Annotated in this window: 17 protein-coding genes and 1 pseudogene; 13 read left to right on the plus strand and 5 right to left on the minus strand. The window is 51.0% G+C overall.

All coding sequences use genetic code 11. The features are described 5' to 3' along the window. Positions 1 to 59: 59 nt before the first annotated feature. Both LVJ85_RS00415 and LVJ85_RS00420 read right to left on the minus strand, forming a co-directional pair. Positions 60 to 1037: a TerC family protein gene (locus LVJ85_RS00415; protein ID WP_244740504.1), complete on the minus strand. Its 978-nt coding sequence runs from the start codon at positions 1035 to 1037 to the stop codon at positions 60 to 62. Between the two features lie 231 nt (positions 1038 to 1268). Beyond that, positions 1269 to 2135: a Rossmann-like and DUF2520 domain-containing protein gene (locus LVJ85_RS00420; protein ID WP_244740506.1), complete on the minus strand. Its 867-nt coding sequence runs from the start codon at positions 2133 to 2135 to the stop codon at positions 1269 to 1271. 85 nt (positions 2136 to 2220) lie between these two features. Here LVJ85_RS00420 and minC point away from each other — a divergent pair, with 85 nt between their 5' ends. The 10 genes and pseudogenes from minC (at position 2221) to waaA (ending at position 13788) form a co-directional block, all read left to right on the plus strand. Next, positions 2221 to 2949, plus strand: a complete 729-nt coding sequence (gene minC / locus LVJ85_RS00425) for a septum site-determining protein MinC (RefSeq protein ID WP_115134071.1) — start codon at positions 2221 to 2223, stop codon at positions 2947 to 2949. 29 nt (positions 2950 to 2978) lie between these two features. Beyond that, positions 2979 to 3791, plus strand: coding sequence for a septum site-determining protein MinD (gene minD, locus LVJ85_RS00430; protein ID WP_085364469.1), 813 nt, complete (start codon positions 2979 to 2981; stop codon positions 3789 to 3791). A 3-nt stretch (positions 3792 to 3794) separates the two neighbouring features. Beyond that, complete coding sequence (gene minE, locus LVJ85_RS00435; RefSeq protein ID WP_085364468.1) at positions 3795 to 4058, plus strand: cell division topological specificity factor MinE; 264 nt, start codon at positions 3795 to 3797, stop codon at positions 4056 to 4058. A gap of 3 nt (positions 4059 to 4061) precedes the next feature. Further along, positions 4062 to 4994, plus strand: a complete 933-nt coding sequence (locus LVJ85_RS00440; protein ID WP_085364467.1) for a hydrogen peroxide-inducible genes activator — start codon at positions 4062 to 4064, stop codon at positions 4992 to 4994. Positions 4995 to 5378: 384 nt separating this feature from the next. Further along, a complete protein-coding gene (locus LVJ85_RS00445; protein WP_244740509.1) occupies positions 5379 to 7580 on the plus strand; it encodes a UvrD-helicase domain-containing protein in 2202 nt (733 codons plus the stop codon). Between the two features lie 1331 nt (positions 7581 to 8911). Then, positions 8912 to 10264, plus strand: coding sequence for a pentapeptide repeat-containing protein (locus LVJ85_RS00450; protein WP_244740511.1), 1353 nt, complete (start codon positions 8912 to 8914; stop codon positions 10262 to 10264). 277 nt (positions 10265 to 10541) lie between these two features. Next, on the plus strand, positions 10542 to 11375 hold the full coding sequence (locus LVJ85_RS00455; RefSeq protein WP_244740514.1) for a factor H binding family protein: 834 nt from the start codon (positions 10542 to 10544) through the stop codon (positions 11373 to 11375). A 231-nt stretch (positions 11376 to 11606) separates the two neighbouring features. Next, a pseudogene (locus LVJ85_RS13420) lies at positions 11607 to 11766 on the plus strand (lipoprotein signal peptidase). A gap of 45 nt (positions 11767 to 11811) precedes the next feature. Continuing rightward, positions 11812 to 12396, plus strand: a complete 585-nt coding sequence (locus LVJ85_RS00460) for a 5-formyltetrahydrofolate cyclo-ligase (RefSeq protein ID WP_244740516.1) — start codon at positions 11812 to 11814, stop codon at positions 12394 to 12396. 135 nt (positions 12397 to 12531) lie between these two features. After that, positions 12532 to 13788 carry a lipid IV(A) 3-deoxy-D-manno-octulosonic acid transferase gene (waaA, locus tag LVJ85_RS00465; protein WP_115134076.1) on the plus strand — a complete coding sequence of 419 codons (1257 nt, stop codon included), beginning with the start codon at positions 12532 to 12534 and terminating at the stop codon, positions 13786 to 13788. 136 nt (positions 13789 to 13924) lie between these two features. Here the strand turns inward: waaA and LVJ85_RS00470 are convergent, their stop codons facing one another. Beyond that, entirely contained in the window at positions 13925 to 14131 is a 207-nt protein-coding gene (locus tag LVJ85_RS00470; protein ID WP_085364314.1) for a glycine zipper 2TM domain-containing protein, read from the minus strand. Positions 14132 to 14304: 173 nt separating this feature from the next. Here LVJ85_RS00470 and LVJ85_RS00475 point away from each other — a divergent pair, with 173 nt between their 5' ends. Further along, complete coding sequence (locus tag LVJ85_RS00475) at positions 14305 to 14751, plus strand: CopD family copper resistance protein (RefSeq protein WP_244740519.1); 447 nt, start codon at positions 14305 to 14307, stop codon at positions 14749 to 14751. A 72-nt stretch (positions 14752 to 14823) separates the two neighbouring features. On the opposite strand, the gene gltX is transcribed toward LVJ85_RS00475, so the two are convergent. Continuing rightward, positions 14824 to 16218, minus strand: a complete 1395-nt coding sequence (gltX, locus tag LVJ85_RS00480; RefSeq protein WP_244740521.1) for a glutamate--tRNA ligase — start codon at positions 16216 to 16218, stop codon at positions 14824 to 14826. 293 nt (positions 16219 to 16511) lie between these two features. On the opposite strand from gltX, the gene LVJ85_RS00485 reads away from it, so the two are divergent. Both LVJ85_RS00485 and lysS read left to right on the plus strand, forming a co-directional pair. Continuing rightward, positions 16512 to 17357, plus strand: a complete 846-nt coding sequence (locus LVJ85_RS00485) for a transferrin-binding protein-like solute binding protein (RefSeq protein WP_244740523.1) — start codon at positions 16512 to 16514, stop codon at positions 17355 to 17357. A 181-nt stretch (positions 17358 to 17538) separates the two neighbouring features. Beyond that, complete coding sequence (gene lysS / locus LVJ85_RS00490; RefSeq protein ID WP_244740526.1) at positions 17539 to 19050, plus strand: lysine--tRNA ligase; 1512 nt, start codon at positions 17539 to 17541, stop codon at positions 19048 to 19050. Between the two features lie 169 nt (positions 19051 to 19219). Here the strand turns inward: lysS and glmS are convergent, their stop codons facing one another. Then, entirely contained in the window at positions 19220 to 21055 is a 1836-nt protein-coding gene (gene glmS, locus LVJ85_RS00495) for a glutamine--fructose-6-phosphate transaminase (isomerizing) (protein ID WP_244740528.1), read from the minus strand. Positions 21056 to 21106: the final 51 nt, after the last annotated feature.

Below are 21106 nucleotides of genomic sequence, written 5' to 3' on the forward strand. Positions count from 1 at the left end.
AAAAGGCAGATGTATCAAACATCTGCCTTTTTTGACTTGATTAAAGGGCGGAAAACCAATTAATCCATTTTTCTGCGGTTGTACATCAGAGAAATCAGTATCGACACCCCCAATGCTCCGAATACGACGGCCAGCGACACGCCCACAGGAATATGGATGTTGAAATACATAATCAGCATTTTGATACCGATAAAGCTCAATACAAAAGCCAAGCCGAATTTCAGAAAGATAAAGCGGTCGGCAATGTCTGCCAGCAGAAAATACATGGCACGCAAGCCGAGTATGGCGAAAATATTCGAAGTCAGCACGATGAACGGATCGGTGGTTACAGCGAAAATGGCGGGAATACTGTCTACCGCAAAAATCACATCGCTCATCTCAATCATGATCAGTACCAACAGCATCGGCGTGGCAATGCGCTTGCCGTTTTCAACCGTAAAAAACTTCTCGCCGTCGAATTGATGGCTGACCGGAATATGGCCTTTGATCCAATTGAGCATTTTGTTTTGCGACAAATCTTCATGCTCGTCTTCTCCGCCCGATCTGATCATTTTGATGCCCGTGTATAAAAGAAAAGCACCGAAAAGATACAGTACTGCTTCAAACTTGCTGACCAGTACCGCACCGATAAAAATCATGATCATGCGTAGCACAATCGCCCCGAAAACGCCGTAAAGAAGCACGCGGTGCTGGTATTGGGGTTGGACTTTGAAATAAGAAAAAATCATTAAAAACACAAAAATATTATCTACCGCCAACGATTTTTCCAAAATATAGCCGGTAAAGTATTCCAACACTTTTTGCTTGGCCACCGCATGACCGTAAACGGGATTCCCCGCCAGCTCGAAATACAGCCAGCCGGCAAATAGGCAAGATACCGCTACCCAAACGCCAGACCACGCCAGCGCCTCTTTTACGCTGACTTTATGCGCACCGCTTTTTCTGAGCGACATCATATCGATGGCAATCATAATAAATACGGCCGCAAAAAATACGCCGTAAAACAAGGGCGTACCGACAGAAGGATGTTCAACCATAATATTCCTAACGTAATGAAATAATTAAGACATTTTCATTCTAGCATAGGGAAATCTTTGTGGAGGAACATCGGGCGGGTTGCGCGGTTGAGATTGGCAGTTGATTGGTAATGCAGACAGGAAATTACGCAGGTCGTGAATCTGAATCCTAAAGAAGATTTATAGAATGAATGTTTTTAGAACAGGGTATGGGCGCGTTAAGCTTTGCTTCATTGTCAGATGGGATGGTGATTAATCGGCATGATGTTGATTCCCTAATAAAGCTGCCAACTTCACCATGCTTTGTTCATCCAACCGCGCCGTAGCCAGCTCAAGCGTAGCTGAAGCCAATGCACGATACAGAGCTTGCTCCTGCTTATCCATGCTGTGCAAATGCGCTGAAACAGTAGAGTCGTCGCCACGCACAATCGGGCCGGTGAGCGCCTCCGTAGCGGGCAGGCCGGAAAGATTATCCACACTTTGCCGCATTAATCCGCACACTAAGTCGCGGGTAAGCTGTTCCGGCAAATTCAACGGTGCGAGAAGGTTTTGGGCAAAAGCTGCCAAAGTAACCGAAAAATTCGATGCCGCCGACAAAGCCGCATGGTAGCGGGCTTTGTGTTCAGACGGCAGCGTAAATGCTTTCAGGCCCGCCGCATCCGCCAAATCATGCAGTACCGCCATCGCCTTGCTACTTTCAGCCTCCAGCGCACACAAGCTTCCGCGCAACGAGCGTATCGATTTTTCCACGTCTGCAAACGCAAAAACGGGGTGTAAACTGCCGACTGTCGCTCCGCATTTGACAACGGCATCCAATACCCCTATTGTTTTCGCACCGCTGAAATGTACGACTACCGTTTCCGGGTTCAGCCACGCTAATTCGGCGATGTCTGCGGCGGCTTCCTCCAATATATTATCCGGCGTGCACACCAATATCACATCGGCCGGCGGCAAGTCTCCGATACGGGGAACTATGCCGACACTTTTGCAGTCTGCCAAAGCAACCATCCCGCGGCGGGAAACGATTGCAACAGGCTGCCATTGACCGCTTTGCGAGAGTACGGCGGCAAAAGTGCGGCCTACACGCCCCGCACCGATAATATGGAAGCTTTTTTTCATTTCAGACGGCCTTAACAGATTGAATAGCTAAGATTAACACGGTAAACTTATAACCATTAAATTTTTTTATGACTGTCTTACTAAAATGAAACCAGCTTTTGAAGTTAAATCAGCACGTCTCGACGTGCTTTCCGTGCAGCTGCATACTGCAGATTTAGGGGAATTGGAAGATTTTTTACAGCAGCGCGTGAGCCAGCATAAAGAGCTCGACAGCATGCTGTTTTTATTAGACCTGCAAGAATTCAGCAGCCCCGGCGAATTGAGTATCGCCGGCGTTGTGTCGCTTTTTGCACGCTATGGTTTGCAGATTATCGGGTTGCGCCATGAAAACGAAGCTTGGGCGCCGCATGCCAAAGCCTATCATTTGGCATTCAGCCGCAACGACAGCAAACCGGCTGAAACCCAAGCCAAGCCCGCAGCATCTGCCGCACCGGCAGCGTCTGCAGCCGAATCCGTACAGGCTACCGTAATCAGCAAACCCACCGTATTGATCAACACCCCCATCCGCACCGGTCAGCAAGTGTATGCCGAAAACGCCGATTTGATTGTGACCGGCATCGTTAACGAAGGTGCGGAAATTATTGCCGACGGCAACATCCATGTGTACGGCACCATGCGCGGACGCGCGTTGGCCGGAGCAACCGGCAACCGCGACGCACGGATCTTTATCCATTCCATGCAGGCCGAGTTGGTATCGGTGGCCGGTATTTACCGCAACTTTGATCAAAGCCTGCCCGACCACCTCAACAAAAAAGCCGTGCAGGTATCGCTTCAAGACAACCGTCTGGTCATCAGCGCCATAGACGGTCAATAACCGTTTTTTGATTTTAAAAAGGAAACATCGTGGCAAAAATTATTGTAGTAACTTCAGGCAAAGGCGGCGTAGGCAAAACTACTACCAGTGCCAGCATTGCCTCCGGTTTGGCGCTTCGTGGCCATAAAACCGCCGTTATCGACTTCGACGTCGGCTTGCGTAACCTCGATTTGATTATGGGCTGCGAGCGCCGCGTTGTGTACGACCTGATCAACGTCATCCAAGGCGAAGCTTCTTTGACCCAAGCGCTGATTAAAGACAAACATTGCGACGATTTGTACATTCTGCCGGCTTCCCAAACCCGCGATAAAGACGCGTTAAACCGCGAAGGCGTGGGCAAAGTGCTGAAAGAGCTGACCGACGACATGAACTTCGAATACGTTATCTGCGACTCACCCGCAGGTATCGAACAAGGTGCGCTGATGGCACTGTATTATGCCGACGAAGCCATCATCACCACCAATCCCGAAGTATCCAGCGTGCGCGACTCCGACCGCATTTTGGGCATTCTGCAAAGCAAGAGCCAAAAAGCCGAGAAAGGCGAAGTGGTTAAAGAGCACCTGCTGATTACCCGCTACTCACCCGAGCGCGTCGATAAAGGCGAAATGCTGTCGGTACAGGATATTTGCGACATTTTGCGCATTCCGTTGATCGGCGTGATTCCCGAATCTCAAAACGTCTTGCAGGCATCCAACGCCGGTGCGCCGGTAATCCATCAAGACGATGTGGCAGCAGCCGAAGCCTATAAAGATGTGGTTTCGCGTTTGCTTGGCGAAAACCGCGAAATGCGCTTCTTAGCAGCCGAGAAAAAAGGCTTCTTCAAGCGTTTGTTCGGAGGTTAAGCCATGTCGCTAATCGATTTACTGTTTGGCAGAAAACCCAAAACTGCAGCCGTAGCTCGCGACCGCCTGCAAATCATCATTGCCCAAGAGCGTGCCAAAGAGCAGGCTCCCGACTATCTGCCTACCTTGCAGAAAGAGCTGCTGGATGTGTTGTCAAAATACGTTCACGTATCATTGGACGATATCCGTATTTCTCAGGAAAAACAAAACGGTATGGACGTGCTTGAGTTGAATATCACCCTGCCGGAGCAAAAAAAGGCCGAATAAGCTATGACCTTAACCGAATTGCGTTACATTGTTGCAGTGGCTCAGGAGCGCCATTTCGGGCGCGCCGCCCGCCGCTGCTTCGTGAGCCAGCCCACTCTTTCCATTGCCATCAAAAAGCTGGAAGAAGAGTTGGCCGTATCGCTGTTTGATCGGAGCAGCAACGACATCATCACCACCGAAGCGGGCGAGCGCATCATTGCCCAAGCCCGCCGCGTGTTGGAAGAAGCCGAGCTGATCAAACACCTTGCCAACGAAGAGCAAAACGAGCTGGAAGGCGCATTCAAACTCGGCCTGATTTTTACCGTAGCCCCCTATCTTTTGCCCAAGCTGATTGTGTCACTGCGCAATACCGCGCCCCACATGCCCTTGATGCTGGAAGAGAATTACACACAAATTCTCACCGAATCACTCAAACGCGGCGATTTGGACGCCATTGTTGTGGCGGAGCCTTACCAAGAGCCGGGCATCATTACCGAGCCGCTGTACGACGAACCTTTCTTCGTGATTGTTCCTAAAGGGCATCACTTTGAAGAGTTGGATACCGTGACGCCCGAAATGTTGAGCAAAGAACAAGTATTGCTGCTCACAGAAGGCAACTGTATGCGCGATCAAGTGCTGGCAAGCTGCTCGGAACTGGCTTCGCGGCAGAAAATACAGGGGCTGACCAACACCTTGCAGGGCAGCTCCATCAACACCATCCGCCACATGGTTGCCAGCGGCTTGAGCATCAGCGTATTGCCGGCCACCGCACTGACTGAAAACGACCACATGCTTTTCAGCATTATCCCGTTTGCAGGCGAAGCACCGAAGCGCCGTGTGGTGTTGGCTTACCGCCGCAACTTTGTCCGCCCGAAAGCCCTTTCAGCCCTGCGCAGCGCTATTTTGGCATCTCAGCTGAACGGCGTGACATTTATCGAGCCGCAGCAGGCCGTCTGAAAAATCCTTTTCATACTAGATTGCATTGCTCGCAGCACTTCGTTTACAAACAGCCGTTTCTTTTTGTAAGAAACGGCTGTTTTTTTATCTGTAATGCGGGTAACCAACCGAAAGCCATGCAAGCACACAGGCCGAACACCGTGCAAAACCGGACTAACAGCCACACGGCGGCAAGCCTTAAAAAGCTTGAGGCCGTCTGAAAAAAACCGAGTAGATTTCTGCAAAAGCCCTCCCGAACAGCCAATAGTTTACGCAGGGGCGGATTGCATATCCACCCGCCAAAAACCACCAAACCCCACCACCGTTTTCCCACCGACACTTGCAAACGCCGCCGCCTAATCCATTACAATACAGCCTGTTTTATTTTTTCAGACGGCCTCTTCTATGTTTCCCGAGCAATCCGCCCCTTCCTTGCTGCAAGGCTTAAATCCCGAACAACTTTCCGCCGTAACTTGGCCGCCGCAATCCGCCCTCGTGCTTGCCGGAGCGGGCAGCGGCAAAACCCGCGTGCTTACCACCCGCATCGCATGGCTGTTGCAAAGCTCGCAGGCAAGCGTGCACAGCATCATGGCCGTTACCTTTACCAACAAAGCCGCCAAAGAAATGCAAACCCGCTTAAGCGCGATGCTGCCCGTTAACGTGCGCGCCATGTGGCTCGGCACCTTTCACGGCCTCTGCCACCGCTTTCTGCGCCTGCACCACAAAGACGCAGGGCTGCCTTCTGCTTTTCAGATTCTCGACAGTGCCGACCAGCTCGCCTTAATCAAACGCCTGCTCAAGCAGCTCAACATCGCCGAAGAAATCATCGCCCCGCGCACCTTGCAAGGCTTTATCAACGCCCAAAAAGAAAGCGGCCTGCGCGCCTCCGCCCTGCAAGCCCCCGACCCGCACACCCAGCGCATGATCGAGTGCTATGCCGAATACGACAAAGTGTGCAACCGCGAAGGCGTGGTCGATTTTGCCGAACTGATGCTGCGCAGCTACGAAATGCTGCAAGCCAACGAAGTGCTGCGCCGCCATTACCAAAACCGCTTCAACCATATATTGGTGGACGAATTCCAAGACACCAACAAACTGCAATACGCATGGCTGAAGCTCATCGCTGGCGACCACGCCGCCGTGTTTGCCGTGGGCGACGACGACCAATCCATCTACCGCTTCCGCGGCGCACACGTCGGCAACATGACCGCCCTCATGCACGAGTTTCACATCGAAGCGCCCATCAAACTCGAGCAGAACTACCGTTCAGACGGCAACATCCTCACCGCCGCCAACGCCGTGATAGAAAACAACGCCGAACGCCTCGGCAAAAACCTGCGCACCGATGCCGCCGCCGGCGACAAAATCCGCTTTTACTCCGCCCCCATAGATTCCGACGAAGCCCAATTCATCGTAGACGAAGCCAAATCCCTGCAACGCGAAGGCCGCACACTCGACCAAATGGCCGTGCTCTACCGCAGCAACGCCCAATCGCGCATCATCGAACAAGCCCTGTTCCGCGCCGGCATCCCCTACAAAATCTACGGCGGCCTGCGCTTCTACGAACGGCAGGAAATCAAACACGCGCTCGCCTACCTGCGCCTCTCCGTCAACCCCGACGACGACAACGCCCTCCTGCGCGTCATCAACATGCCCCCGCGCGGCATCGGCACCCGCACCATAGAAAACATCCAAGCCGCAGCCGCCGAACAAGGCATCTCCCTATGGCAGGCCGCCTGCGGCATGGGCGCAAAAGCCACCAAAGTCGCCGCCTTCGTGCGCCTGATAGAAAACCTCCAAGCCCAAGCTCCCAACGTATCCCTGCAAGAAATGATGCTCGGCATCACCCGCGACAGCGGTCTCGTCGAATACTACCAAACCCAAAAAGGCGACCACCAAGACCGCCTCGACAACCTCGACGAACTCGTCAACGCCGCCGTCGCCTTCAGGCCGTCTGAAAGCAACTTCGAAATCCTGCCCGAAAACGCCGCCGAAAACCCGCTCTTCCCCATCCTCGCCTTCTTAAGCAACGCCGCCCTCGAATCCGGCGAAAACCAAGCCGGCGAAGGCGAAGAAGCCCTGCAAATGATGACCGTGCACGCCGCCAAAGGGCTGGAGTTCGACACCGTATTCCTCACCGGCATGGAAGAAGGCCTCTTCCCCAGCGAATACAGCCTCGCCGAACGCGGCGGCCTCGAAGAAGAACGCCGCCTCATGTACGTCGCCATCACCCGCGCCAAAAAACGCCTCTATATCAGCATGTCCCAACAACGCCTGCTGCACGGCCAAACCCACTTCGGCATCGTCTCCCGCTTCGTCGAAGAAATCCCCGAAGAAGTGCTGCACCGCCTCTCGCCCCCGCCCAAACGCTTCAACAGCTTCACCGACATACCCAAAACCAAAAACCGCACAGCCGTCGAACACTACGACCTGCCGCAAGAATACGCAGGCTTCCGCATCGGCCAAAACGTGCGCCACGCCAAATTCGGCACCGGCGTAATCATCGAGGCCGTCAACAAAGGCGAATCCGCACGGCTTACCGTCAATTTCGGAAAAGAAGGGATTAAAGAACTGGATACCAAGTTTGCCAAGCTCGAGGCCGTCTGAAAAAAAGGCCGTCTGAAAGAGATATAGGCAGTTGGGAGATTTGACGCGCTGTTTTTCAGACGGCCTCAGATACGAATGATGAATGTTGGATTCTTTAATCCGACATTGTGGGAAGTTGCGGGAAGTTTGGGCAGATTGTCGGATACGAGTATCCGACCTACCCAATGCCGTCTGAAAGAGATATAGGCAGTTGGGAAGTTTGACGCGCTGTTTTTCAGACGGCCTCAGATACGAATGATGTAGGTCGGATTCTTGAATCCGACGTTGTGGGGAGTTGCGGGAAGTTTGGGCGGATTGTCGGATACGAGTATCCGACCTACTCGATGCCGTCTGAAAGAGATATAGGCAGTTGGGAAGTTTGATGCGCTGTTTTTCAGGCAGCCTCAGATACGAATGATGTAGGTCGGATTCTTGAATCCGACATTGTGGGAAGTTGCGGGAAGTTTGGGCAGATTGTCGGATACGAGTATCCGACCTACCCAATGCCGTCTGAAAGAGATATAGGCAGTTGGGAAGTTTGACGCGCTGTTTTTCAGACGGCCTCAGATACGAATGATGTAGGTCGGATTCTTGAATCCGACGTTGTGGGGAGTTGCGGGAAGTTTGGGCGGATTGTCGGATACGAGTATCCGACCTACTCGATGCCGTCTGAAAGAGATATAGGCAGTTGGGAAGTTTGATGCGCTGTTTTTCAGGCAGCCTCAGATACGAATGATGTAGGTCGGATTCTTGAATCCGACATTGTGGGAAGTTGCGGGAAGTTTGGGCAGATTGTCGGATACGAGTATCCGACCTACTCGATGCCGTCTGAAAAAGATATAGGCAGTTGGGAAGTTTGATGCGCTGTTTTTCAGACGGCCTCAGATACGAATGATGTAGGTCGGATTCTTGAATCCGACGTTGTGGGGCGTTGCGGGAAGTTTGGGCAGATTGTCGGATACGAGTATCCGACCTACTCGATGCCGTCTGAAAAGATATAGGCAGTTTGGGAGTTTGATGTGCTGTTTTCAGACGGCCTCTAATGTGATTGATGTGGGTAGGATAGTCAATTTATGGTTAGCTTTTTATTCTTTTTCTCTGCAATATTGATATTAGTTTGGATAATCATATTGCTGATATATTTTGCTCATTCACTATTTATAATTTTGCTATATGATTCCGAAAACAGAAAGAAAATATTGGCGACGCAATATGATAAAAATTCTTTATTCTCAAAAATTTATCATTTACCTTTAATCAATTTGGGCAGTTTTTTTAAATTTATATTTGCAAATACTGTTCTGATTTTAATAGCAATATTTATTTTAAAAGCTTTCGCGTAGGAAAACGAAATGGAAGAAAAATTAACACCAGAAGAAATACAGAAAATTCTTGAAGAGCATGAACTATGGCTTGATAGTGATGGAAATGAGGGAAAGCGGGCAGATTTATCTGGGAAAAATCTTGAAGGTGCTAACCTTAAAGGGGTTAATCTTAAAGAGGCTCTTTGCCTATCTGCTAATTTGATAGGAGTTAATCTTGTAGAAGCTAACTTGGAAAAAGCTGCTCTTATATCAACTAATTTGATGGAGGCTAATCTTGAGAAAGCCAATTTAAAAGGAGTTGATCTTGGTGATGCTATTCTTGAAAGAGCTAATCTTTTGTCGGCCAATCTTGAAGATTCATATCTTGGGTATGTGAAGTTTGAAGGGGCAACTCTGAGAGAGTCCAACCTCAGGAATGCGTATCTGAGAAGCGCAAAGCTTGAGGGTGCTGATCTTAGAGGAGCTAATCTTGAAGGTGCAAGCTTTGAATTAGCTAACCTCGAAGGAGCTAATTTACAAGGAACAAATCGTAATGCTGCTAAGTTTCTAGATGCTTACTTTGGGAGTTCTGTAAGCGAAGCTATTTCTTTAGGGATACCTGCTGTTCATGATATATCTTTATTAACACAAAACCTTCATTACCAAGATCAACAAATCCAAAACTTGCAAAATGAACTTGCACTAGTTCAAAAATCAGACGGAAGTAATAAGGAACAAATAGAAAAATTAAACAAACAAATTGAATCATTGCAATTAAGCAAACAGCAAACTGAAAAAATGTTACAACAGTTAAAAGATCAAAATGAGCAATTAAAAAACGAATTGAGTGGCCGAATTAACGATGCTAAAGAATCATTGGAAAACGCATTAAAAAATACAGATATACAGATACAAAGCAATCGTCAATCTGCTAAAGAATTGGGAAAAATTGCCAAAGTTGTGCTCGCCTTTGTTGCGTTGGCATTATTTATCATTCCCGTATACATTTGGCTTAGTGGTAAATTACCCGATAACAATTGGCATATCGTTTTCTATACTTTCCCTATTCTTACCTTGATGTTGATTGCCACCACACTACTGCGTCATCAAAAAGCCCTACTTAACGAAGTCCGCTATTTTTCTGCCATGAAACATCAAATCGAGCTATACAGCGGCTTGCTCGAAGCCTCACAACACGCAGCTGCGAGTATGGGTGATACTCAAAAAGCCAACGAATATGTGCAGGAAACCTTTACCCAAATCCGCAACCGCTTGCTGTCGGAGCAGATAGGACAAGATTATTCTCAACCGTTAGATGGTAAAGAAGAAGACTTGGGTTCGGATAAGATCATCAATCTGTTGGATAAAATTACCAATCCGGCCAACAAAAGGCCGTCTTAAAAACCGTAGGTCGGGCATCCTTGCCCGACTTTTTATTGGCACAAATCTTGAATAGACGCCATTCAAAAGCGTTTTCTTACACATCGGTGTACTTTAATAGCAGGTTTTATTGACAATACGCAACATGTATTCAATATTTATGCCTGCCGTCTTGCATATAGGGTATCGGATTTGTAAACTGATTAATCATTGAATGATGTGTGTGATACAGCAGATTGATGAGCAGAAACAGGCATTCGGTTCTGCTTAAAGACAACTAATAGAAGGAAACATTATCATGAAAACGTTTAATACTTTGGTTTTGGCAAGTGCCGCATCTTTAGCACTTTCTGCCTGCGGGGCGATTAATGATGCGCTTGATTCTATTCAGCCGTCTGAAAGAAACGGCCACTATCATGCCATTGTTACGCCCGATTTGAGCAGCACGAATACGCAAAAAAATGTGACGTTGAAACTGGGTGGCAAGGAATACCGCGCCGGCAATGAGATTGATATTGTGAAGCTGCCTCAAAATACGGTAATTGACCAGAATTTTGAAAAAACAGGCGAGGTGGTGAAAGACGGGCGCGCCGTTCAGTTTAAAGAAGCAGGCACGGCGCGTATTTATAAAAACAATTATTCGGTGGTTTTGGCGGCTCATGTGGAAAATGTAACGGGTGCCGATACCGATTCTAAGGGTTCAACCAAGGTATTGGCCGTGCAGGGTATTGCTAACGATCTCGAAACGGTAAAAGCGCAAAAAGGTTCGTTTCTCTATGCGGGAAGGGCATTTACGGGCAAGAATGAGCAAGGCAGTCTGACCTATCATGTGGATTTTGATAAGAATGTTGGCTCGGGTTCTATTACCGGTATAGCCAGCACGGGCACTATTAATCTCAAAGAAAGCCGCATTGAGGCATTTACACCGAATAATGGCTTTATGGCTAAAGCCGGTATCAAAGGGGAAGCCGTGGCTGAAAAAGACAAGGTTGTCGGTTCTTATCAATTGGGTTTTTTTGGTAAGAAGGGTAATGAAACCGATGAAATTGCAGGTAAGGCAAACTTCCTGATTGATGGTAAGGCGGCGGATATCGGCTTCGGCGGCAGAAAACAGCCTAACGCAAGAAAATAAGCGTTTGAATCAACACAGCCTTTATACGGCATGTGAGATGCGGTTTGTCAGGCCGTCTGAAAACTGGATTGTGCTTTTGTGCGTCGGCTGTTTCGGTCAACGGAGGAAGGGCAAGTTGGGTTTTTCAGACGGCCTTCTGTTGTTTTGAGCCGTCAAATTTAACGGGATAGGTCGAGCGCAGTGGCGGGTGCGGGAATCTTTGGTTAATCTGAAACAGACGGCCTGAGACCTTTGCAGAACCCTCATCTGCGGTGCATTTCTGTGTTGTGCTCTGCCTGATGTTTGCCTATCGTGTGATATGTCTGCACTCGCTGCGCTGCTGCGCCTTGAACTGCATCCGTATCTGAGGGTTTTGCAAAGGTTTCGGCTTGAATTTCAGGCGGGTATGTAGTCAAATCTCCGGCTGTTGATATTTGCTGTTGAGAGGCCGTCTGAAATGCCGAACCTTGTTGCGAAATCCGAGCTGCGCCGCCGGTTCCGCCGCGCCCGTGCGGCGTTGCCTGAAAAAGAGCGTATTGCGGCCACGCGTGCGGCCAACCGTTATTTAAAAAGTTTTATCCGTCGCGGCAGCCGTATCGGGATTTATTGGCCGGTGGGCAGTGAAATGCGTTTGGACGGTTTGATTCAGACGGCCTTATCACGCGGGGCGGAGCTTTATCTGCCTTATATCGAGCCGCATTCGTTGCGTTTGTGGTTTACGCCTTATCAGGCCGACGCGGCGCAGGCGGAGCGCAAACGCGGCAGTGCGCGACTGAATATTCCGCAATTCTGCGGCAAAAAAATCCGTGCGCACCGTTTGCATGTGCTGTGCGTGCCGTTGGTGGGCATAGACAGGCAGGGCTACCGTTTGGGGCAAGGCGGCGGCTATTATGATGTGTCGCTGGCGGCGTTGAAGGGGCGCACGCGGCCGCAGACGGTGGGCGTGGGCTTTGCCTGCCAGCTGTGCGATGCGTTGCCGCACGAGCCGCACGATATCCGGCTGGATGCGTTTGTGTGCGAACGAGGCATCATCCGTTTTTAGGGCTTGAGGCCGTCTGAAAACTGCGGGCATTGCCGAAACAAGAGCTTGGCCGCCATTCTGTTTTATTGGCGGCGTTTAAATCCGCTACAATGTCGGCAGTTGCCGAACCATCCAACCTGTTAATAAGATAAGTTTATGAATATACGTTGGTTTTATAATCAGCTTTGGAAAGTTGCCCCGTATTTTATCCGCCATTATCTGCGCAAACGCGGCGAGAAAGCGCCTGCTTATCTTGAGCATTGGAGCGAGCGTTTCGGCGGAGCGATGGTGAATCCGGTGCAGCAGCCGGTGTGGGTGCATGCGGTATCGGTGGGCGAAACCCGCGCCGCCCAGCCCCTGATTCGGGAGTTACGCAAACATTTCCCCGATGCGCCCCTGCTGATTACGCAGATGACGCCGACGGGTCGGGCGACGGCAGAAGCGCTGTATCCCGACGCGCAATGCCGCTACCTGCCTTACGATAAGCCGGAATATGTGGCGCAGTTTTTACGCGAACACCGCCCGCGCTTCGGGATTTTGATGGAAACGGAAATTTGGCCGAATCTGATGCACGGTTGCGCCGAAGCGGGTGTGCCGCTGTTTTTGGCGAATGCGCGCTTGTCGGAAAAATCGCAAAACGGCTATTTGAAAGTCCGCACATTGGTTGAGCCGGCCATGCAGACCCTGCGCGGCTGTTATGCCCAAACGGCAGCCGATGCCGAGCGCCTGCATCTGATCGGTGCATCAAACGTGCATGTGTGCGGCAATACCAAATACGACATCACGCCCACCGATGCGATGCACGAAAAAGCGGCTTTTTTCCGCAGTCTTATCGGCACACGCCCCGTGGTGGTGTGCGCCAGCACGCGCGAATATAAGGGCACGGACGAGGCCGAGCTGCTGCTTTCCGCTTGGCGCGCTTACCACGGCGATGCTTTGCTGGTGTTGGTGCCGCGCCATCCCGAGCGTTTTCAGACGGCTTACGACACAGCGGTAAGCTTAGGTTTCAAAACGCAAAAACGCAGCGATGAAAGCGAAATCGCACCGGATACGCAGGTGTGGATTGGCGACAGCATGGGTGAAATGCTCGCCTATTATCTGGCGGCGGATGTGGCTTTTGTCGGCGGCAGTTTGGTGGATACGGGCTGCCAGAATATTATCGAACCCGTCGCCTGCGGCATTCCCACCCTGTTTGGCCCTTCCACCTACAATTTTGCCGCCGCGTGTAAAGGCGCGGTGGAAGTGGGCGCGGCCAAGCAGATATTCAGCGCGCAGGAATGGCAATACACCGCGTCGAAATGGCTGTCGGAGCCGTCGTTGCGTTTGCCTTATACACAGGCTGCCGAGGCGTTTGTGGCGCAAAACCGAGGCGCCAGCAGCAGAATTGTCGAGCGTATGGTAGAGGCCGTCTGAAAACGGTTCAGACGGCCTCAAGCTTTTAACACCCAGTCGTGCCAGCCCCTAATTAAAAAAGCCGTCTGAAATCATTTTCAGACGGCTTTCGCATGGCTGGGAAACCAATTGATTACATATTGTTCAAATTCAATATTTATCGGTCGATTTGGCTGCCGATTACGCCGCCCAGTGCAGCTCCGCCCAAAGTCGAGCCGGTGTCGCCGCCAATCAGGTTGCCGGCCACGCCGCCGATTACGGCGCCGGTGGCGGTGTTGCGTTGCGTGCGCGACATGCTTTCACAAGCGGTCAGCGAACCGGCAACGGCAACCAAAGCAATCATTTTTACGATAGTTGATTTCATAATGTCCTCCTAAAAAGAGTCGTTTGTATTGCGGGAGTCTTGCGGCCTGCGGCAGATGCCGAACGGCTAAGCCTCCTGTTGATGCACGCGCAGTATGGCACAGGATGCGGATAATGGTATATTTGCGGGCGTAAAGAGTATTAAAACTGAGAAAGATTGTGAAAGCCTATTTTATGAACGCTTATTCTGTTGCTCATATCATACATTTATTCTGTGCGGTTGCTTTTGTAGGCGGGGTGTTTTTTGAAACGCTGGTGCTTTCGGTAATGCACAGCAAACGTGTGTCGCGCGAGGCAAGGCGCGAAGTGGAGAAGGCTATTTCCCACCGCGCCGTGCGCGTGATGCCGTGGATTGTTGGCGGCGTGTTTCTTTCAGGGTTGGCGATGGCGCACCGCTACGCCGCTGCGTTTGCCGACCCTTTCGGCGCGCCTTTTAATACACAGTTGACTTTGAAAGTGCTGTTGGCATTCGGCGTGTTGGTGCATTTTCTGATTGCCGTTACCAAAATGCGCCGCGGCACGCTTACGGCGGGCTGGTCGAAATACATACACGCCGCCGTGTTGATACACATGATTTTGATCGTGTTTTTAGCGAAGAGTATGTTTTATTTCAGTTTCTAATTATTTCTAAGTAAAAAACAAGAAGGCCGTCTGAAAACTTTTCAGACGGCCTTCTTGTTTGCAGATGGCGGATTAACTGCGAATCCGCTTCAATACTTCTTCTTTGCCGATTAAGGCCAACACCGCGTCCACGCTCGGGGTTTTGGCGGTGCCGCACACGGCCAAACGCAGCGGCATGCCGAGTTTGCCCATTTTGATGCCTTCGGCTTCGCAGAAAGGTTTGAACAAATCGTGGATGGCTTCGGCATTCCAATCGCTCAAGCCTTCGAGTTTTTCGGCGAAACGCAACATGCGGGCAAGTGCGTCTTCGTCCCAATGTTTCTGCACGTCGGCTTCGGCAGGCGTGCCTTTTTGGTAGAAATAAACGCATTCGTCGGCCAAAGTGTTCAAGTCTTGGGCGCGGTCTTTCACCAAAGCCAACACTTCTTCCAAAGCAGGCTTGTCGGCTGCGTCCACTCCGCGCACAGCCAAACGCGGTTTAATCAAGGCTGCCAACTCTTCATTGGGTGTGGTTTTGATGTGTTCGCCGTTAATCCAGTAGAGCTTTTTCAAATCCATGCGGCTGGGCGACGGGGAAACGTCTTTCAAATCAAACCATTCGACAAACTGCTTCATGGTAAAAAATTCGTCGTCTCCGTGCGCCCAACCCAAACGGGCGAGATAGTTCAGCATGGCTTCGGGCAGGATACCCATCGCGCCGAAATCGGTAATCGCCACGGTATCGCCGCTGCGCTTGGAGATTTTCTTGCCCTGTTCGTTCAAAATCATCGGCAAATGCGCGTATTCGGGCAGGGTGGCACCCATTGCTTTTAAAATATTGATTTGCTTGGGCGTATTGTTCACATGGTCGTCGCCGCGGATGACGTGGGTAACGCCCATATCGTAATCGTCCACCACCACGCAGAAATTATAGGTGGGCGTGCCGTCGGCGCGGGCGATGATTAAGTCGTCCAAGGCTTCGTTGGGAATGCTGATTTCGCCTTTGACCAAATCGTTCCATGTGGTCGTGCCGTCAATCGGGGTTTTGAAACGCACCACCGGCTCCACGCCTTCGGGTACGGGCGGCAGGGTTTTGCCGGCTTCGGGCCGCCAGCGGCGGTCGTAAGTGGCCGTGCCTTCTTTTTCAGCTTTTTCGCGCATGGCTTCCAGCTCTTCTTTGCTGCAATAACAATGGTAGGCGTGGCCTTTTTCGAGCAGCTCGGCAATCACTTCTTTATAGCGGTCGAAACGGCGGGTTTGATAAACCACATTGTCGGCATTGTCGTAGTGTAGGCCGACCCAATTCATGCCGTCGAGAATGATATTGACCGATTCGGCGGTAGAACGCTCCAAATCGGTGTCTTCGATACGCAACAAAAATTCGCCTTTGTGTTTTCTGGCAAACGCCCATGAAAACAGGGCGGTGCGCACGCCGCCGATATGCAGATAACCGGTGGGGCTGGGGGCAAAACGGGTACGGACAGTCATGGTTTCGGCTCCGGTAATAGAGAAAGGCGTTATTGTATAGAGGGGTGGGGAATTATGCTACTTTGCAGGTGGAAGAGGCCGTCTGAAAAAGCTGAATGGCCGAAATGTAAAGAGATGTATAAACAAAATCACATGAAAAACAATTATTTTAAAAAATATTTAAAATTCAGCTTGTTTTAAGAGAAATTATTTAATAAAATGCAAACACTTATTTACAAATAAGAGCGAATCGTTAAGATTGGCCAAGCACTAAAACGGGAAACGTATTTAATAATAGGTAAGGAACACAATAAATGAAGTTGAAAAAATCATTGTTGTTGAGCACGCTGGCTTTAAGCTTGGCTGCATGCGGCAGCGCGGGAGACGGCAAGCCCAACATTTCTGCTAAAAACATTCAAAAAAATGTCGGTAAATTTTTAGCAGATACCGCAAAAGACGTTGAAGTAAACGGTATGCTGTTGACTAGAACCGTGAAGGAGAAAGACGGCGTTTCCGAAGCTTCCGACATTAACGGCGAGATCGAATACAAACAGCCGGGCACCATTACCACTTTGGTGTTGGGTGACAAAAAAATCCCATTGGTTCCCGAGGGTGCTATATTCGCCGGCCAGAGGTTGGTTTTGGAGGACAGCACTGAGTTACGTGCAATCGGCACCAACTTGAATTATGCCCGTTACGGCAAATACGTCGAGAAAAAAGACGGCGTTCAAAACGAACACCGGTTTTTCTTAGGCCACATCACACCTGAAAAAGTCATGCCCAATGAAGGCGAAGCAACTTATAAAGGCTTGGCTTTTTACAATAAATTGATTACCGACAAAGAGCAGGCAGGGGATCAAAAAGCTGAGGCCAATATTGCGGCGCAGTCATCATTTAAAGTTGATTTCCTGGCGAAAAAAATTACCGGGGAAATTTCATCAAATTCTAACCAGTTTGAAACTTTAACCTTCAAAGCCGATATCATCGGCAACCGGTTTAGAACCGAAAGTGAAAACGCTCTGTCGGACAACAAGCCGCAGTTGAACGCCATGCACGGTGCTTTCTACGGCCCGGACGCAGAAGAAGTCGCCGGCGTGTACCGCTCTCTCCAACCGGGAGCGGAGGTTGACGGCACATTCGGAGCCAAACGAGAAAAATAAACTTTTAAGGTCGCAAAACTAAAGGCTGTCTGAAACATTTCAGACGGCCTTTTCCATAGAAAAAACCGCTAAAACCGCGTAAAATACCGCCCCAAACAGCTAACTTTTACCAGGCCGCCGTTTTAGCGAAGATCACTAAGTTCGCTTTCAGACGGCCTGCTTATTTTTGGAAAACAACACCATGAGCGAACAGAACAACCCTCAAACCGAGCCGCAGCTCGATGAAAACCAAATCATCGCCCTGCGCCGCGAAAAATTAAACGAACTGCGCAAACACGGCATCGCCTTCCCCAATCAATACCAGCGCGATGCCTTTGCTGGCGATTTGCAGGCGCAATACGGTTCGCTGGAAAAAGCCGAGCTCGACCCGCAGGAAATCCCCGTTAAAGTGGCCGGCCGCATGATGCTGCAACGCGCCATGGGTAAAGCCAGCTTCGCCACCATCCAAGACGTGAGCGGCCAGATTCAAGTGTATGTGAACAACCAAGGCGTGGGCGAAGACGTGCACAATGCCTTCAAACATTGGGATTTGGGCGACATCATCGGCGTGGAAGGCACGCTGTTCAAAACCAATCACGGCGAGTTGACCGTGCGCGCATCCAAGCTGCATCTGCTCACCAAATCGCTGCGCCCGCTGCCCGACAAACACAAAGGCCTGACCGACCAAGAGCAGAAATACCGCCAGCGTTACGCCGATCTGATTACCAACCAAGATTCGCGCGACACCTTTATCAAACGCAGCAAAATCATCCAAGCCGTGCGCAACTACATGGTCAACGAGCGTTATCTCGAAGTAGAAACCCCGATGATGCACCCGATTCCCGGCGGTGCCACGGCCAAACCCTTCGTTACCCACCACAACGCACTCGACATGCCGCTTTACCTGCGCATCGCCCCCGAGCTGTATCTGAAACGCTTGGTTGTGGGCGGTTTGGAGCGCGTGTTTGAAATCAACCGCAGCTTCCGCAACGAAGGCATGAGCACCCGCCACAACCCCGAATTCACCATGATGGAATTCTATGAAGCGTTCTGCACTTACGAGCGCATGATGGAAATGACCGAAGGCGTGATCCGCCATGCCGCCAAAGAAGTGTGCGGCAGCGCCAAAGTGAGCTACAACGGCAAAGAAGTGGATTTGGAAAGCCCGTTCGAGCGTTTGACCATTCTCGAAGCCATCAAAAAATACAATCCGCAATACACCGACGAGCAGTTGAACGATGCCGAATGGCTGAAAAAAGAGATCGTGAAACACGGCGAAAAAATCCCGCCGTCGCCCGGTATCGGCAGCCTGCAATTAGCCTTGTTTGAAGGCTGTGCGGAAAGCAAACTGTGGAACCCGACGTTTATCATCGACTATCCGGTGGAAGTGTCGCCGCTGGCGCGTGCATCCGACACCAAACCCGGCCTGACCGACCGTTTCGAGCTGTTTATCGTCGGCCGCGAGTTGGCCAACGGCTATTCGGAGCTAAACGACCCCGAAGACCAAGCCGCCCGCTTTAAAGCGCAAGTAGCGCAGAAAGATGCCGGCGACGACGAAGCCATGCACTACGATGCCGACTACATCCGCGCCATGGAATACGGCCTGCCCCCCACCGGCGGCAGCGGCATCGGCTTGGACCGCTTGGTGATGCTGCTCACCGATGCGCCGTCTATCCGTGATGTGATTCTGTTCCCGCAAATGCGTCCCGAATAAAACTTATCGGCAATGATGAAAAGGCCGTCTGAAAATTCAGACGGCCTTTCGCATATCGGCAAGATTAAACATTGTAAGGATGAAGTTTATCTGCAACAGACTTGGCTTAACCTAAAAGGCCGTCTGAAAATTTCTTTTCAGACGGCCTCAAACTTTTTACCGATTCGGTTTACTCTACCGTAACCGATTTAGCCAAGTTACGAGGTTTGTCTACGTCGGTGCCGCGTGCGAGTGCGGCATGGTAGGCTAGAAGCTGCACGGGAATGGTGTGCACGATGGGTGACAGCACGCCGACATGACGCGGGGTGCGGATAACGTGCACGCCTTTGTCTTCGTTAAAGTTGCTGTCGAGGTCGGTAAACACAAACAATTCGCCGCCGCGCGCGCCGACTTCCTGCATGTTGGCTTTGACTTTATCAAGCAGCATATCGTTGGGCGCAATCACCACCACCGGCATGTTTTCGTCCACCAAGGCCAACGGGCCGTGCTTCAGTTCGCCGGCGGGGTAGGCTTCGGCGTGGATGTAGGTGATTTCTTTCAGCTTCAACGCACCTTCGAGTGCAATCGGGTAGTGAATACCGCGGCCGAGGAACAATGCGCTGTTTTTAGAAGCGAATTTTTGCGACCATGCGGTAATTTGCGGTTCGAGGTTGAGCACATGTTGAATGCTGCCGGGCAGTTGGCGCAGTTCTTCGGTGTATTCCTGCGCTTGTGCTTCGGAAACGTGGCCGCGCATTTTGCCCAAGGTAACGGCCAAGCCGAACAATACCACCAGTTGGGTGGTGAATGCTTTGGTGGACGCTACGCCGATTTCGGCACCGGCGCGGGTGTACAGCACCAATTCGCTTTCACGCGGCAGGGCGGATTCCATCACGTTGCAGATGGAAAGGCTGTGTTTGTGGCCGAGCGATTGGGCGTATTTCAAGGCTTCCATGGTGTCGAGGGTTTCGCCCGACTGGGAAATGGTAATCACCAGTTGTTTGGGGTTGGCGATTACGTCGCGGTAGCGGTATTCGCTGGCGATTTCGACGTCGGTCGCCACTTTGGCAATACTTTCCAGCCAGTATTTGGCGGTTAATGCAGAGTAATAGGATGTGCCGCAGGCCAAAATTTTAATGCTGTCGATTTCGTTGAACACTTCACGCGCTTTGTCGCCGAAGTTTTCCGGCTCGAAACCGCCTTCTAAGAATACTTCGGCGGTATCGGCAATCGCGCGCGGCTGTTCGTGGATCTCTTTTTGCATGAAGTGGCTGTACGGGCCGAGTTCGAGCGAAGCCAGCGACAATTCGGATACTTTCACTTTGCGCTCGGCGGGTTGGCCGTTTTTATCAATCAGTTTTTCGATGCCTTTGGCGCTCAAGAGGGCAATGTCGCCGTCTTCAAGGTAGGCGATGTTGCGGGTAAAGGCGATCACGGCGGAAACGTCGGAGGCGATAAAGGTTTCGTCTTCGCCGAATGCCACCAGCAGCGGGCAGCCCATGCGCGCCACTACCATGTGGTCGGCGTTGTCTTGTGCCATCACGGCAATGGCAAATGCGCCGTGAAAGCGTTTGCAGGCGGCTTCTACGGAGGCAAATAAGTCGCCGTTTTGCAGATATTCGTGGGTTACGCTGTGCGCAATCACTTCGGTATCGGTTTGCGATTCAAACACATAGCCGAGTTTTTGCAGTCGGGCGCGTTCTTCTTCAAAGTTTTCGATGATGCCGTTGTGCACCACCGCAATCGTGCCGCTGGAAATATGGGGGTGGGCGTTCGGTTCGGTTACGCCGCCGTGGGTGGCCCAGCGGGTGTGACCGATGCCGATATGGCCGAACATGCCGCGCTCTCTGGCGGCTTCTTCCATCAGGGCGACGCGGCCGACGCGGCGCACACGTTTGATTTTGTTGTCCGAATTAACGGCGATGCCCGAGGAGTCGTAGCCCCTGTATTCGAGGCGTTTCAAGCCGTCGGTGAGAAAGTCCACTACATTGTGTTTGGCGCGGATGGCGCCTACGATACCGCACATAATTGTTCCTTAGTATCAAGTGGTTGGAAGAAATCAGCCCGGCTGACGTTC

This window comes from Neisseria sp. Dent CA1/247 (assembly GCF_022870825.1).
In the GTDB taxonomy this organism is placed as follows: domain Bacteria; phylum Pseudomonadota; class Gammaproteobacteria; order Burkholderiales; family Neisseriaceae; genus Neisseria; species Neisseria zoodegmatis.